The sequence below is a fragment of the Pseudomonas sp. FW305-25 genome, from assembly GCF_017351415.1.
GTDB classification, from domain to species: domain Bacteria; phylum Pseudomonadota; class Gammaproteobacteria; order Pseudomonadales; family Pseudomonadaceae; genus Aquipseudomonas; species Aquipseudomonas chlororaphis.
In genome coordinates this window covers 84483-98677 of record NZ_JACNDE010000002.1, presented here as the reverse complement: position 1 = coordinate 98677, position 14195 = coordinate 84483, and the positions used below count along the sequence as shown (strand labels likewise).

Sequence of the window (14195 nt, the reverse complement as noted above, 5' to 3'; positions counted from 1 at the left end):
GCCATCTCCAGCAGAGTGTCCGAGCATTCTGCTAGGGATAGCGCCCTTAGTCGAGCCTGCTGGGGGGCGGTTCCTGCAGCGGTTTGCCGTCGGGCAGCGGGACTATGGTCTTGGTCTCCGGCTCGATGGGCACCATCTTGTATTCCTGGCCATGGAGGTTCTTCAGGTAGACCTCCATCTGGCGGAACGAGATGTTGATGTGCTGCTTCTTGAACTCGCGGTTGATGAAGCGGTTGACCTCGTCGAGCACCGGGTTGCGGTCCCCCAGCTCGCGCACGTGCATACGCAATTCGTGGTCCAGGGTGCTTTCGCCGAAGTTGAGGAAGTACACATGGGGCTCGGGTTCTTTCAGTACCCGCGGGTTATCGCGGGCCGCCTTGAGCAGCAGTTCCTTGACCAGGTCCAGGTCCGAGCCGTAGTCGACGCCGAGCTTGAGGGTCACCCGGGTGACGGTGTCGGTCAGCGACCAGTTGATCAGTTGCCCGGTGATGAAGGTCTGGTTCGGGACGATGATGTCCTTGCGATCGAAGTCGGTGATGGTGGTGGCGCGGATGCGGATCCTGCTCACCGTGCCCGACAGGTTGCCGATGGTGATGGTGTCGCCGATGCGCACCGGCCGCTCGAACAGGATGATGATGCCGGAGATGAAGTTGGCGAAGATCGCCTGCATGCCGAAGCCCAGGCCCACCGACAGCGCAGCCACCAGCCACTGCAACTTGTCCCAGCTGACGCCGAGGGTCGACAGGGTCGAGACGAAGCCGACGCCGGCAATCACATAGGACAGCAGCGTGGTGGTCGCGTAGGCGCTGCCCTGGGCCAGGTTCAGCCTGGACAGCACCAGCACCTCCAGCAGCCCCGGCAGGTTGCGCGCCAGGGCGAAGGTGATGCCGACGATGATCAGCGCGCCGAGCATGTCGCCGATGCTGATGGGCACCATGCTCATGTTGGCGCCGGTGCCGCTGGTGTATTCGTAGAGGGTGATGTTGTCCAGGTAGGAGAACACGCTGATCAGGTCCGACCAGACCCAGTACAGCCCGGCCATGAAACCACCGAGCAGGGCCAGGCGGATCAGGCGCAGGGATTGTTCGTTGACCTTCTCGATGTCCAGGGTCGGCTCTTCGACTGCTTCGCCGTCGCCGCTTTCCTTGGCGGCCTGGCGTTTGGCCAGGGCCCGCTGGTAGGCCAGGCGCCGGGCGGCGACGCCCAGTCCGCGGACAAAAGTGGCTTCGATCACCAGCCAGAACATCAGCAGGTACAGGGTATTGATCAGGCGGTCGCTGAGCTTCAGCGCGGTGTAGTAGTAGCCGAAGCACACGGCGATGAACAAGGCGATCGGCAGCGCGGTGAACAGCACCGCCACCGCCTTGCGGAACAGCGAGGCGTTCTGGTGCGTCGGGCTGCTCAGCAGCAGGCGGCTGAGCAGCCAGGCCATCAGGGCGTAGCAGGTCAGGACCACGGCGATGCCGAGCACGTCATCGGCCAGTGCCGCCGGTTGATGTTCGGCCACGGCGACCACGGCCACCAGGGCCATGACCACCAGCCCGAGGCGGCGGATCCAGCCCTGGAGGAATTCGACCTGGGGCTTTTCCCAGCGAAAGTGCAGTTCCGCCACGCCGCCGGGGGCGAGGATCCGGTAGGCGGTATAGAACACCAGCCAGGCCTGGGCCATCTGCAACAGCGCTGCGCCGAGGTTGGCGTTCTGTCCGCGGGCGTCGATCTGCAAGGCCAGGCCGCACAGCGCCAGGCCGAGGGCGACCGGCATCGCCAGCAGGATGTTGACCAGGATCGCCTGCGGCGTGTGCCATTGGCTGTCGCGCTTGAAGTGACCGATGTCCTTGTGAACCTTGGTCAGGCGCTGGTACAGGTTCTTGCGCCGCCACAGCAGGGCCGCGATCAGGAGCAGCAATGGCAGGAACAGCAGCGGCCGTTGCGCCAGGCCGTCGGCCAGCTCGCTCAGGCTGGACGACCAGGGCAGGGTGGTGACCTGTTTCTCCAGGCGCAGCGGCACAGCTTGCAGCCATTCGCCGTCCAGCGGCTTGTTGCTGGGAATCCAGAACATCTGTTCGTCGAGGGTCGCGCGCAGGCTTTGCGAGGTGCTCAGCAGCTGCTTCTGATTGAGCTGCAGGGTGATGGATTCGTTGAGTAGGGCGCTTAGCTCGCGGCTCAGGCGTTCCAGCAGGTCGGCACGGGTGATGGCCAGGTCCAGCAGGGTTTTGCGCAGCTGCGGGGTGATTTGCTCGGACGGCTGGGTCGCCAGCAGGTTGTTGACATAGCTGCTGGGGCTGCTGATCAGTTCGCGTTGCTGGTTGACCTCGAACTGATACAGGCGGATGTCGGCGATCTGGTCCGCCAGGTCGCGGTCGAGCCGCAGGTGCGGCAGCGCCTGCTTCTGTTTATAGAGGATCTTCGACAGCAGCAGGCTGCCCTTGAGCACGCTGATCTGCTCGTCCAGCGCGGCATCGCTCTGGGTCACGCTGTCGAGTTGCTGCTTGGTCTGCAGGTTCTGCTGGGTCAGCTCATTGAGGCGGTCGGTGCTTTTGAGCAGATAGTCGGAGAGCTTCAGGTTGGCCGCGCTTTCGGTGGCCAGGAGGCTGCTGCTGCCGGCCTTTTGCGCTTCGATCGATTGCTGGGTGACGGTTTCCTGGGACTGGGCCAGGCGCTTCTGGTTGATCAGGGTCTGCAGGTCCTGGATTTCCTGCTCCAGGCGCGCGGTCTTTTCCATCAGCAGGTCATGCTGGCTGTTGCCCAGGTCCTGCAACTGGCTGTTGCCGGCCAGCTCCTGGCGGCGCAACGGGATCAGCGCGTTGATGGCCGCCAGTTCGGCATTGAGCTGATTGCGCTGGTCGGCGTTGATCGGCTTGCCGGAGTCCTTGCCGTTCTTGAGGATCGTATTGATCTGCTGGGTGCGGGTCTGGCTGCTGCTGATCTCGGCCTGGGCGCGTTCGGGGCGGGTCTGCGCGGTAATGGCCAGGCTGTTGGCCTCGGCCAGGGCTTTCTGCATGTCGCCCTGCTGGGTGGTGCGTTCGGTCAGCAGTTGTTCGAGCTGCGACACCGGCAGGTTGGCGTAGCGCTGGGCCACCGGCACCACCTTGGTGGCTTTCAGGCGGGTCAGCTCGCGCTGGTTTTCGCTGGTCTGGCGCGGTGCATTGCTCAGTTGCTGCTTGAGGTCGTTCAGGCGCTGCTCGTAATCCTGCTTGTTCGACAGCTGGGTCAGCGTCTGTTGCAGCACCGCTTGCAGGGCCTTTTGATCGGCCTCCGGCAATTTGCGCTCGGCGATTTTATCCAGGCTCTGCTGGACGGACTCGGCACTGGGCGGCTCGGCCGCTTGCAGTGTGCCGACAGAAAGGCTCAGGCCCAGCAGGGCAATGGCGAAAAGGGTACGCAGGGTTGGCATAGAGACCGGTCAAGCTGGATGAGAAGTTAGGCAGTTTAGAGGAAGAGTCCGGGGCCCGGGCGACTTCCTTCGGGGAATCTGACGCCCACTTTGCTGATCTTGTTCCCCTCCATCACGGCAACCGTCCAGATGGTGTTGTTCCATTCCACCTGGTCGCCTACCACTGGAGCACCCCCCACTTTCTGGGTGATGAAGCGGCTCAGCGGCATGTCCGGATCGAGCCCTTCGAGTTTCAGCCCGTACAGCGCCGAAACCGCGCCCAGCTGGGCGTCGCCTTCGAGAACGAAGTCGCCGAAGAAGCGCAGATCGAGGCCTCGTTGCGGTGCCTGGCTGAATAGTTTTCCAAGGGCCGGCAGGTTGTGTTCATGGCCGATGACGCAGAGCAAATCATCGGCTTCCAGCACCGTACTACCCGACGGATGGAGCAGTTGCTGGTGACGAAACAGGGCGGCGATACGGGTGCCTTCGGGCATTTTCAGCTCGCGCAACGCCGCGCCGATGCACCATTTTTCCGCGCCGAGGCGGTAGACGAACAGCTCCCATTCGCTGGTGACATGCACCTCCAGGGCGGCGCGGGAGATCGGCGCGGGCTCCGGTGGCACCGTGACTTTCAGCAGCTTGGCGACCCACGGCAGGCTGGTGCCTTGCACCAGCAGGGACACCAGCACGATAAAGAAGGCCAGGTTGAAGTACAGCTGGGCTTCGGGCAGCCCGGCCATCAACGGGAACACTGCGAGAATGATCGGTACCGCGCCGCGCAGGCCGACCCAGGAAATAAAGGCTTTCTCGCGGCCGTGGAAGGCCTTGAACGGCAGCAGGCCGACCATCACCGACAGCGGACGGGCGAACAGGATCATCCACAGCGCCAGGCCCAGCGCCGGCAGGGCGATGGGCAGCAGGTCGTGGGGCGTGACCAGCAGGCCCAGCACCAGGAACATGCCGATCTGCGACAGCCAGGCCATGCCGTCGAGCATATGCAGGATGCCATGCCGGCTGCGCACCGGGCGGTTGCCGATCACCAGGCCGCACAGGTACACCGCGAGGAAGCCGCTGCCGTGCAGGGCGTTGGTCAGGGCGAAGACCACCAGGCCGCCGGCGATCACCAGGATCGGGTACAGGCCGGTGGCCAGGTTGATGCGGTTCACCAGTTGCAGCATCAGCCAGCCGCCGCTCAGGCCGATCAGGCCGCCGATGCCGAACTCGCGCAGCAGATGCCCCAACAGGCTCCAGTGCAGGCCGGTCTGGCCGCTGGCGAGCATGTCGATCAGGGTCACGGTGAGGAACACCGCCATCGGATCGTTACTGCCCGACTCGATCTCCAGGCTGGCGGTGACCCGTTCGTTCAGGCCCTTGCCGCCCAGCAGCGAGAACACCGCCGCGGCGTCGGTGGAGCCGACGATGGCGCCGATCAGCAGGCCCTGGATCAGGTTCAGGTCGAACAGCCAGGCGGCCGCCATGCCGGTCAGGCCGGTGGTGATCATCACGCCGACGGTGGCCAGCGACAAGGCGGGCCACAACGCCACACGGAAGCTCGAGACCCGGGTGCGCAGGCCGCCGTCGAGGAGGATCACCGCGAGTGCGAGGTTGCCCACCAGGTAGGCGGTCGGGTAGTTGTTGAAAATGATGCCGCCACCGTCGACGCCGGCGGCCATGCCCACGGCCAGGATGATCACCAGGATCGGGATGCCGAGGCGGGACGAAAGGGAACTCACCAGAATGCTCGCACCTACCAGCAACGCGCCGATCAAGAACAGGCTGTTGATGGTCGTCGCATTCAAAGGCAGTACTCCAGAAGCAGAAAGGCGGGCACAAACTGACCATGCAGTCTGCGTGCCAGCGATTCTAACCTGTTGAAATACGATGCTGTCAAAAAGCTTTTGCGCCTGTTTACAGGCGGCGGAAAAGCGTCGCCTGGCGCCGGCCACCGACGGACTTCATGGCGTTCCGCAGTGGCTGGCGCAGGTGGCGATCAGCGCGATTGGCCGGGCATTACAGGGTGAATCGCGCCACCATGCCGTTCAGGTCCACGGCCAGGCGTGACAGCTCGTGGCTGGCATCGCTGGTCTGGTTGGCGCCGGTGGCCGATTGCACCGACAGGTCGCGGATGTTCACCAGGTTGCGGTCCACTTCGCGGGCCACCAGGGCCTGTTCCTCGGCGGCGCTGGCGATGACCAGGTTGCGCTCGTTGATTTCGTTGACCGCGGTGTTGATGGTGTCCAGGGCACCGCCGGCGCCGCGGGCGATGCTCAGGGTCGAGTCGGCGCGCTCGGTGCTGGTGCGCATCGACTCGACGGCGTGCTCGGTGCCGCTCTGGATGCTGCCGATCATGCGTTCGATTTCGCTGGTGGACTGCTGGGTACGGTGGGCCAGGGCACGCACTTCATCGGCGACCACGGCGAACCCGCGTCCGGCATCGCCGGCCCGGGCGGCTTCTATCGCGGCGTTCAAGGCCAGCAGGTTGGTCTGGTCGGCCAGGCCGCGGATCACGTCCAGCACCTTGCCGATGTCGCGCGATTCCTCGGCCAGTTCGCTGATCCTGTTGGCCGAACTCTGCACTTCGCTGCTCATCAGCTCTATGGCGCTGACGGTCTCGCGCACCAGGTTGCGGCCTTCGCTGGCCGACTGGGTGGCGTCGTTCGAAGCCTCGGCGGTGCTCACGGCGTTGCGCGCGACTTCTTCGACGGCGCAGGTCATCTCGTTCACGGCGGTGGCGGCCTGCTCGATTTCGTTGTTCTGCTGGGTCAGGCCGCGGGCACTTTCGTCGGTGACGCTGTTCAGTTCTTCCGCGGCGGAAGCCAACTGGCTGGCGGAGCCGGAAATATGCAACAGGGTCTGGCGCAGTTTTTCCTGCATGCTCGCCATGGCCTGCAGCAGGCGTCCGGGTTCGTCGCACCCGTTGACCCGGATGCTTTGGGTGAGGTCGCCTTCGGCGATGTGTTCCGCGGCATGCAAGGCGCTGGCGATGGGTTGGGTAATGCTGCGGGTCAGCAACCAGGCAAACACCACGGTCAGGGTGGTGGACAGGATCAGCAGGGCGACTACCAGGTTGAATGCCGAAGCGTATTCCTCGGCGGCCTGCTCGTTGGCGGCCTTGGAGCGCTGGCTGTTGATCTGTACCAGCAGGTTCAGAACCTTGTTGATCTGCTGCGAGTTCTTCATCAACTCGTTGTTCAGCATCTCTTGCAGCTCACCCAGCTGGTTGTTGCGCGACAGCTCTTTGATGCGCTCTTCGAGCTTGCGGTATTCGGCCAGCAGCTTGAGGTAGTGGTCGTAGGCCTCGCTTTCCTCCGGGCTGCTGACCAGCTTTTCATAGGTGGTGCGGATTTTTTCGATCTGCTGGTTGCCGAGTTCGAGCGACTCGCGGGTCTTGGCCTGCACCTCGGGGCCGCGGTTGATCACCAGGCGATAGGACAGCACTTGCAGGCGCAGCATCTGCTGGGTGAACTCATCGATGCTCTGGATGCTGGGCATGTTGTCGGTGGAAATGGTGACGGTCGCCGCGCGAATCTTGCTCATCTGGTTCAGGGCGAAGATGCCCAGGAACAGCATCAGGCAGCCGATGAATGCAAAGCCGAGAAATGCCCTCGGTGCAATGTTCATGTTGCGAAGAGACATGGGGATCTACCTCGAGAATGCGCAATCCATGCCGCGGTGGTTGATAGGGCTCCCCAGACCTATCGCGCGGAAAAATGGATTCTTGAAGCAGGAGCGAGAGTTTCAGAAAGATCTGATGAGCGACGAAGTGTCAGGAACCAGATGGGGGAATGACAGTCTTTAAAGTTCGCAGGCAAGGTCACCCGCCAGGCAAATCAAGGCGTTGCGCCGGGAAAATCTGGCATCCAGGGTGACTTTTCTTTATCGTACGCGCCCTTTGAAAAATGCTCGGAAAATCAAAATGTTGGAAGCATCCCTAAGTCAATTGGAACAGCTTGTCAGTGATCTGGTGCAACAGAACCAGGAGCTGTCGGGCACGAACGAAACCCTCAAGGCAGAACTGGCCCAGGCCAAGGATGAGAACGAAAGCCTGCAACTGAGCCTGATGGAACAGGAAGAGAAACAAGGCGCCACCGCGGCCCGCATCCAGGCCCTGGTCGAGCGCGTCAGCGCCGGTCCTGTCAGCGCATGAGGCAGGGTGCCGACGGGGTAAAAGTCGTCTCGATTCTCGGCGAGGACTACTCGATCAAGGCGCCGGCCGGGGAAGAGCAGACCCTGCTGGATGCCGCGTTGATGTTGAAGGCCACCCTGGCCGAGACCAAGAAGAAATACCCGACGCTGATCGGTGACCGCTTGCTGGTGTTGGCGGCGATGAACCTGTGCTCCCAGCAGCTCGAGATGCAAAAGCGTCATCAGCAGGAGCTCGACCGTTACCAAGAGCAAGTCAGCGCCACGGTCGAAGTGATCTCCAAGACCATCAGCCAGAACTGATGGGTTTACCCACAACCTGCAACGCCGTTGCGGTTGTGTCGGACTGATTGTTTTCGCGAGCAGCCGGGCGGCGCTCGATTGCTCGCGATGCTTTTAGCGCTTCAGAACCACTCGTCCTGCATGCCCAGGCAGGTATCGTCCCGCGCCTCCAGCAATGCCAGCTCGTGATGACAGGCCGGCACTTCCCAGGTCAGGAAGTAACGCGCCGCCTGCAGCTTGCCCTTGTAGAAACCCACATCCGCCGGGCTGCCCTTGGCCAGGCCTTCCTGCGCGCGGATCGCCTGTTCCAGCCAGCGCCAGCCGATCACCGTATGACCGAAGGCTTTCAGGTACAGCGCCGAGTTGGCCAGGCTGCTGTTGACCTTGCCCTGGGCGAGGTCGCTGAGCAGGCCCAGGGTCACGCCTTGCAGGCGCGCCACCAGCTTTTCCAGCGGTTGGCGCAGTGCCGTCAGGGCGTCGTGGGCCTGGGCCCGCTCGCTGGTATCGGCGATCAGCCGGATCAGTTGCTTCAGGCCCGCGCCGCCGTTCTGCGCCAGCTTGCGCCCCAGGAGGTCCAGTGACTGGATGCCGTGGGTGCCTTCATGGATCGGGTTCAGGCGGTTGTCGCGGTAGTACTGTTCCACCGGGTATTCGCGGGTGTAGCCATGGCCGCCGAGGATCTGGATCGCCAGTTCGTTGGCCTTCAGGCAGAACTCCGAGGGCCAGGATTTGACGATGGGCGTCAGCAGGTCCAGCAGTTCGTGGGCTTGCTTGCGCTGGTCTTCGCTGGTCAGGGTGGTGGTGTCGTCGAACAGCCGCGCGGCGTACAGGCCCAGGTCGAAAGCGCCTTCGACATAGGCCTTCTGGGTCAGCAGCATGCGCTTGACGTCGGCGTGCTGGATGATCGACACCGGCGCAGTAGTCGGGTCCTTGCTGTCCGGCAGGCGACCCTGCGGGCGTTCGCGGGCGTATTCCAGGGAGTACAGGTAGCCGGCGTAGCCAAGCATCACCGCGCCCATGCCGACGCCGATCCGCGCCTCGTTCATCATCTGGAACATGTAGCTCAGGCCGTGGTGCGGCTTGCCCACCAGGTAGCCGACACACTCCCCGTTATCGCCGAAGTTCAGCGCCGTGGAGGTGGTGCCGCGCCAGCCCATCTTGTGGAACAGCCCGGCCAGCAGCACGTCGTTGCGCGGGCCCAGGCTGCCGTCGTCGTTGACCAGGAACTTGGGCACGATGAACAGCGAGATGCCTTTCACCCCGGCCGGTGCGTCCGGCAGCTTGGCCAGCACCATGTGTACGATGTTTTCCGACAGCGGGTGATCGCCGCCGGAGATGAAGATCTTGTTGCCCTTGAGCCGGTAGGTGCCGTCCGCCGCCGGTTCGGCGCGGGTGCGGATATCCGCCAGCGACGAGCCGGCATGGGGTTCGGTCAGGGCCATGGTGCCGAAGAAGCGCCCGTCGATCATCGGCTGCAGGAAGCGCTGCTTTTGCTCGTCGGTGCCGAAGCTTTCGATCAGGTTGGCCGCGCCCATGGTCAGGAAGGGGTAGGACGTGGAGGCTGCGTTGGCCGCCTGGAAGTGCGCGAAGCAGGCTTGGGACAACAGCGTCGGCAACTGCATGCCGCCGGCCTCGAAGCTGCGCGCGGCGTTGAGGAAGCCGGCTTCGAGAAAGGCATCGACCGCGGGTTTGACTTCCGGAATCAGGATCGCCTTGCCGTCTTCATAACGCGGCTCGTTTTCGTCGCCCTTGCGGTTGTGCGGGGCAAAGAATTTCTCGGCGATGCTGCGCGCGGTGCCGAGGGCGGCGTCGAAGGTTTCCCGGTTGTGCTCGGCGAATCGCTCGCGCTGGGTCAGGCCCTCGGCATCGAGGACTTCATACAGCTCGAAAGCCAGATTGCGGGAACTGAGCAACGTCTCGGACATGGCGGCCTACCTGCTTTATAGGGAATGCGCCGAGTCTAGGCGGGTGAATAAACGCTGAACAGCAAGATTGATGCGGGTGATAAAGATGCCAAACAGGCACAGCCCCTGTAGCCGCTGCCGAAGGCTGCGATCGGTCGGAACGGCCGTAGCGATTTCATTGTCGCCGAAGTCCCTGCGGGACTTATCGCAGCCTGCGGCAGCGGCTACAGGGATTGCATCGGGAAAAAAAAGGGCGCCGGTGAGGGCGCCCTTTTTCATGCCGCTGACTATCGGCTTCAGCCGATGGTCATCAGGCTGGCGTTACCGCCGGCCGCCGCGGTGTTGACGCTCAAGGCGCGCTCGATCACCAGGCGTTCCAGGGCAATCGAGGTTTCGCCTTGCGACAGGCCGTGAACCCCGACGATGGCGCCGGCACGCTTGGCCACTTGCTGGCAGACCGCGCGCAGCTGGTCGGAGTCGCCGTGATGCAGGACCGCATCGAACACCACGTCGTCCTTGGTCCAGTCGGCCACGCGCTGGATGCGCGCTTGCACCTCCGCAGGCAGGCGGGCGTAGAGCGCCTTGCCCGGTTCGCCTTCCGGCCAGACCGCCGAACCACCCACGGCCAGGACCGCAGCCAGTTGAGTCAGCAGGTCGCCTTCGACTTCCGCCAGGCACAGCACGTGTTCACGCGGCAGGATGGCATAGCTGTTGCGTTCGCCGGTCGGGCCCGCCAGCACGCGGGTGACACCGCTCTGCGACTGCGCCGCGAACTGTACGCACAGGGCGCTGAGGTCCGCCAGCTTGTTGCTGTCGGCCCAGGCTTGCAGGGCGTTCAGCGGCTTGCTCATGGCATCACGCAGGCGCACGTCCGGGGCGTTCAGGGCATCGCCACGGGCGAACGACTGCTCGATGGCGTCGGTCGGACGGGTCGACAGCAGGCGGTACAGGTACAGCGGGCCGCCGGCTTTCGGGCCAGTGCCCGACAGGCCTTCGCCGCCGAATGGCTGCACGCCGACCACGGCACCGACGATGTTGCGGTTGACGTAGACGTTACCGGCGTTGACGTTGTCGATCACCTTGGCGATGGTCTCGTCGATGCGGGTGTGCACGCCCAGGGTCAGGCCGTAGCCGGAAGCGTTGATCTGCGCGATCAGCTGGTCGATGTCCTTGCGCTTGTAGCGCACCACGTGCAGCACCGGGCCGAAGATCTCCCGTTGCAGCTCGTCGAAGCTTTCCAGCTCGATCAAAGTCGGCATCACGAAGGTGCCGCGCTTGACCTCTTCGCCATCGGCGATCGCCACCTGATACACGTTGCGACCTTTGTCGCGCATGGCCTGGATGTGTTTCTCGATGCCAGCCTTGGCTTCGGCGTCGATCACCGGGCCGATGTCCACGGACAGGCGCTCCGGGTTGCCCAGGCGACTTTCCGCCATGGCGCCCTTGAGCATTTCGATCACGCGGTCGGCGGAGTCTTCCTGCAGGCACAGCACGCGCAGGGCCGAGCAACGCTGGCCGGCGCTGTCGAAGGCCGAGGAGACGACGTCGATCACCACTTGTTCGGTCAGGGCCGAGGAGTCGACGATCATCGCGTTCTGGCCACCGGTTTCGGCGATCAGCGGGATCGGCCGGCCCTGGGCGTCCAGGCGGCCGGCGACGTTGCGTTGCAGCAGGCGCGCGACTTCGGTGGAGCCAGTGAACATCACACCCTTGACCCGATCGTCGCCGACCAGACGGGCACCGACGGTTTCGCCACGGCCCGGCAGCAGTTGCAGCACGCCTTCCGGAATGCCGGCTTCGAGCATCAGGCGCACGGCCTGCGCAGCGACCAGTGGCGTCTGTTCGGCCGGCTTGGCCAGTACCGGGTTACCGGCGGCCAGGGCGGCGGCGACCTGGCCGCTGAAGATCGCCAGCGGGAAGTTCCACGGGCTGATGCAGACCACCGGGCCCAGTGGGCGGTGCGCGTCGTTGCTGAAATCGTTGCGAGCCTGTACCGCGTAGTAGCGCAGGAAGTCCACGGCTTCACGCACTTCGGCGATGGCGTTGGCGAAAGTCTTGCCGGCTTCGCGGGCCAGCAGGCCCATCAGCGGCTGGATCTCGCCTTCCATCAGGTCGGCGGCGCGTTCGAGGATCGCGGCGCGCTCGGCCGGTGGCGTGGCCTGCCAGATCGGCGCGGCGTTCAGCGCGCACTGGATGGCGTTGTCGACGTCTTCGACCGTGGCTTCCTGTACGTGGCCGACCACATCGCGGTGATCGGACGGGTTCAAGACCGGCGCCGGGGTTTCGCTGCTGGAAGCGCAACCGAGCATCGGCGCGGCTTTCCAGTGGTTGTGGGCGGTGGCCAGCAGGGCGCAGGACAACGACGCCAGGCGGTGTTCGTTGGCCATGTCGATGCCGGCGGAGTTGGCGCGCTCGCTGCCGTACAGGTCGCGCGGCAATGGAATGCGCGGATGCGGCAGGCCGAAGCCGCCTTCCAGGGTCGCCATCTGCTCGATCTGGCTGACCGGATCGGCCACCAGTTCCTGGATGGAGATCGACTGGTCGGCGATGCGGTTGACGAACGAGGTGTTGGCGCCGTTTTCCAGCAGGCGGCGGACCAGGTAGGCCAGCAGGGTTTCGTGGGTGCCGACCGGGGCGTACACGCGGCACGGACGGTTCAGCTTGCCATCGGCAACCTTGCCTACCACCTGTTCGTACAGCGGTTCGCCCATACCGTGCAGGCACTGGAACTCGTACTGGCCCGGGTAATAGTTCTGACCGGCGATGTGGTAGATGGCCGACAGGGTGTGGGCGTTGTGGGTGGCGAACTGCGGGTAGATGACTTCCGGTACCGACAGCAGCTTGCGGGCGCAGGCGATATAGGACACGTCGGTGTACACCTTGCGGGTGTAGACGGGATAGCCTTCCAGGCCTTCGACCTGGGCGCGCTTGATCTCGCTGTCCCAGTAGGCGCCTTTCACCAGGCGGATCATCAGGCGGTGACGGCTGCGGCGCGCCAGGTCGATCACATAGTCGATCACGTACGGGCAGCGCTTCTGGTAGGCCTGGATCACGAAGCCGATGCCGTTCCAGCCGGTCAGCTGCGGTTCGAAGCACAGGCGCTCGAGCAGATCCAGCGACAGCTCCAGGCGGTCGGCTTCTTCGGCGTCGATGTTCAGGCCGATGTCGTATTGCTTGGCCAGCAGGGTCAGCGACAGCAGGCGCGGGTACAGCTCGTCCATCACGCGCTCGTACTGGGCGCGGCTGTAGCGAGGGTGCAGGGCCGAGAGCTTGATCGAGATGCCCGGGCCTTCATAGATGCCACGACCGTGGGACGCCTTGCCGATCGAATGGATGGCCTGCTCGTAGGACGCCAGGTATTTCTGCGCGTCGTGCTCGGTCAGTGCTGCTTCGCCAAGCATGTCGTAGGAGTAACGGAAGCCCTTGGCTTCGAACTTGCTCGCATTGGCCAGGGCTTCGGCGATGGTTTCGCCGGTGACGAACTGCTCGCCCATCAGGCGCATGGCCATGTCGACGCCCTTGCGGATCATCGGTTCGCCGCTCTTGCCGATGATGCGGCTCAGGGACGAGGTCAGGCCGGCTTCGTTATGGGTGGCGACCAGCTTGCCGGTCAGCAGCAGGCCCCAGGTGGCGGCGTTGACGAACAGCGACGGGCTGTTGCCCAGGTGCGGCTGCCAGTTACCGGTGCTGATCTTGTCGCGGATCAGCGCGTCACGGGTGCCTTTGTCCGGAATCCGCAGCAGGGCTTCGGCCAGGCACATCAGGGCCACGCCTTCCTGGGACGACAGGGAGAATTCCTGCAGCAGGCCCTGGACGATACCGGCACGGCCGCCGGCGCTCTTCTGGTTGCGCAGTTTTTCGGCGATGGTCGCGGCCAGCTTGTTAGTGGCTTCGGCCATGGTGGCCGGCAGGCGCGCCTGTTCCAGCAGCATCGGCACCACTTCCGGTTCCGGGCGGCGGTAGGCGGCGGTGATCGAGGCGCGCAGCACCGATTGCGGCAGGATGCTTTCGGCGAATTCGAGGAAGCACTGGTGAGCGTGGTCGGTCTGCACTTCGCCAGCGTCATCGCCGTCGGTGCGGGTCGAACCGCTCAGCTCGGTCAGGGTTGCACCACCCTCGAGTTTTTCCAGGTAATTGAAAATTGCCTGCTTGATCAGCCAGTGCGGCGTGCGATCGATCGAGGTTGCGGCAGCCTTCAGGCGTTCGCGGGTCGGGTCGTCGAGTTTGACCCCAAGGGTGGTGGTAGCCATATTTTTATCCTCATGTTTACCACGGTTGCGTGGCATCAGCTGGCGGCAAGATTAGCCGTGAGCCGAGAGAGGTGCAACCGGGTGCAACCTGTTTTTTATCGGAATAATAGGCAGCTCATCAGGAATTAATTTCCGGTCCCTGGGCGGCGCTTCCGCTTGGTGCTTTTAATTCTGTCGCGATGTGTTTTTGCTCCAAAAAGGAGCAAAAACGGGGCGTTCGCCGGAAAAATCGCTTGGGTGCAA

Annotated in this window: 8 protein-coding genes and 1 pseudogene; 2 read left to right on the top strand and 7 right to left on the bottom strand. The window is 63.9% G+C overall.

All coding sequences use genetic code 11. From position 1 onward, the window contains the following. Positions 1-46: 46 nt before the first annotated feature. From mscK to J4E58_RS32165, 4 genes and pseudogenes are all read right to left on the bottom strand, one after another. A complete protein-coding gene (gene mscK / locus J4E58_RS02780; RefSeq protein WP_007926823.1) occupies positions 47-3394 on the bottom strand; it encodes a mechanosensitive channel MscK in 3348 nt (1115 codons plus the stop codon). A 35-nt stretch (positions 3395-3429) separates the two neighbouring features. Then, positions 3430-5172, bottom strand: coding sequence for a potassium/proton antiporter (locus J4E58_RS02775; protein WP_007926822.1), 1743 nt, complete (start codon positions 5170-5172; stop codon positions 3430-3432). 211 nt (positions 5173-5383) lie between these two features. Further along, complete coding sequence (locus tag J4E58_RS32170) at positions 5384-6247, bottom strand: methyl-accepting chemotaxis protein (protein WP_371925236.1); 864 nt, start codon at positions 6245-6247, stop codon at positions 5384-5386. After that, positions 6239-6994 (bottom strand): annotated as a pseudogene (locus J4E58_RS32165) (MCP four helix bundle domain-containing protein); the annotation flags it as partial. The pseudogene J4E58_RS32165 and the gene J4E58_RS32170, both read right to left, overlap by 9 nt. Before the next feature lie 295 nt (positions 6995-7289). Between J4E58_RS32165 and J4E58_RS02765 the strand changes: the two are divergent. Together J4E58_RS02765 and J4E58_RS02760 are read left to right on the top strand one after the other, a co-directional pair. Next, positions 7290-7520 carry a hypothetical protein gene (locus J4E58_RS02765; RefSeq protein ID WP_007926810.1) on the top strand — a complete coding sequence of 77 codons (231 nt, stop codon included), beginning with the start codon at positions 7290-7292 and terminating at the stop codon, positions 7518-7520. Then, the gene (locus J4E58_RS02760; protein ID WP_009041856.1) at positions 7517-7819 is read left to right on the top strand and encodes a cell division protein ZapA; all 303 of its coding nucleotides are present in this window, start codon (positions 7517-7519) and stop codon (positions 7817-7819) included. Before J4E58_RS02765 ends, J4E58_RS02760 begins: the two co-directional genes overlap by 4 nt. Positions 7820-7920: 101 nt before the next feature. Here the strand turns inward: J4E58_RS02760 and J4E58_RS02755 are convergent, their stop codons facing one another. Genes J4E58_RS02755 through putA form a run of 3 tightly spaced genes read right to left on the bottom strand, consistent with a single transcriptional unit; the run spans position 7921 to position 13952 of the window. Continuing rightward, the gene (locus J4E58_RS02755) at positions 7921-9723 is read right to left on the bottom strand and encodes an acyl-CoA dehydrogenase (protein WP_087089823.1); all 1803 of its coding nucleotides are present in this window, start codon (positions 9721-9723) and stop codon (positions 7921-7923) included. Positions 9724-9738: 15 nt separating this feature from the next. Then, complete coding sequence (locus tag J4E58_RS02750) at positions 9739-9981, bottom strand: hypothetical protein (protein ID WP_087089825.1); 243 nt, start codon at positions 9979-9981, stop codon at positions 9739-9741. Between the two features lie 17 nt (positions 9982-9998). Further along, complete coding sequence (gene putA, locus J4E58_RS02745; RefSeq protein ID WP_087089827.1) at positions 9999-13952, bottom strand: trifunctional transcriptional regulator/proline dehydrogenase/L-glutamate gamma-semialdehyde dehydrogenase; 3954 nt, start codon at positions 13950-13952, stop codon at positions 9999-10001. Between the last annotated feature and the right edge of the window lie 243 nt (positions 13953-14195).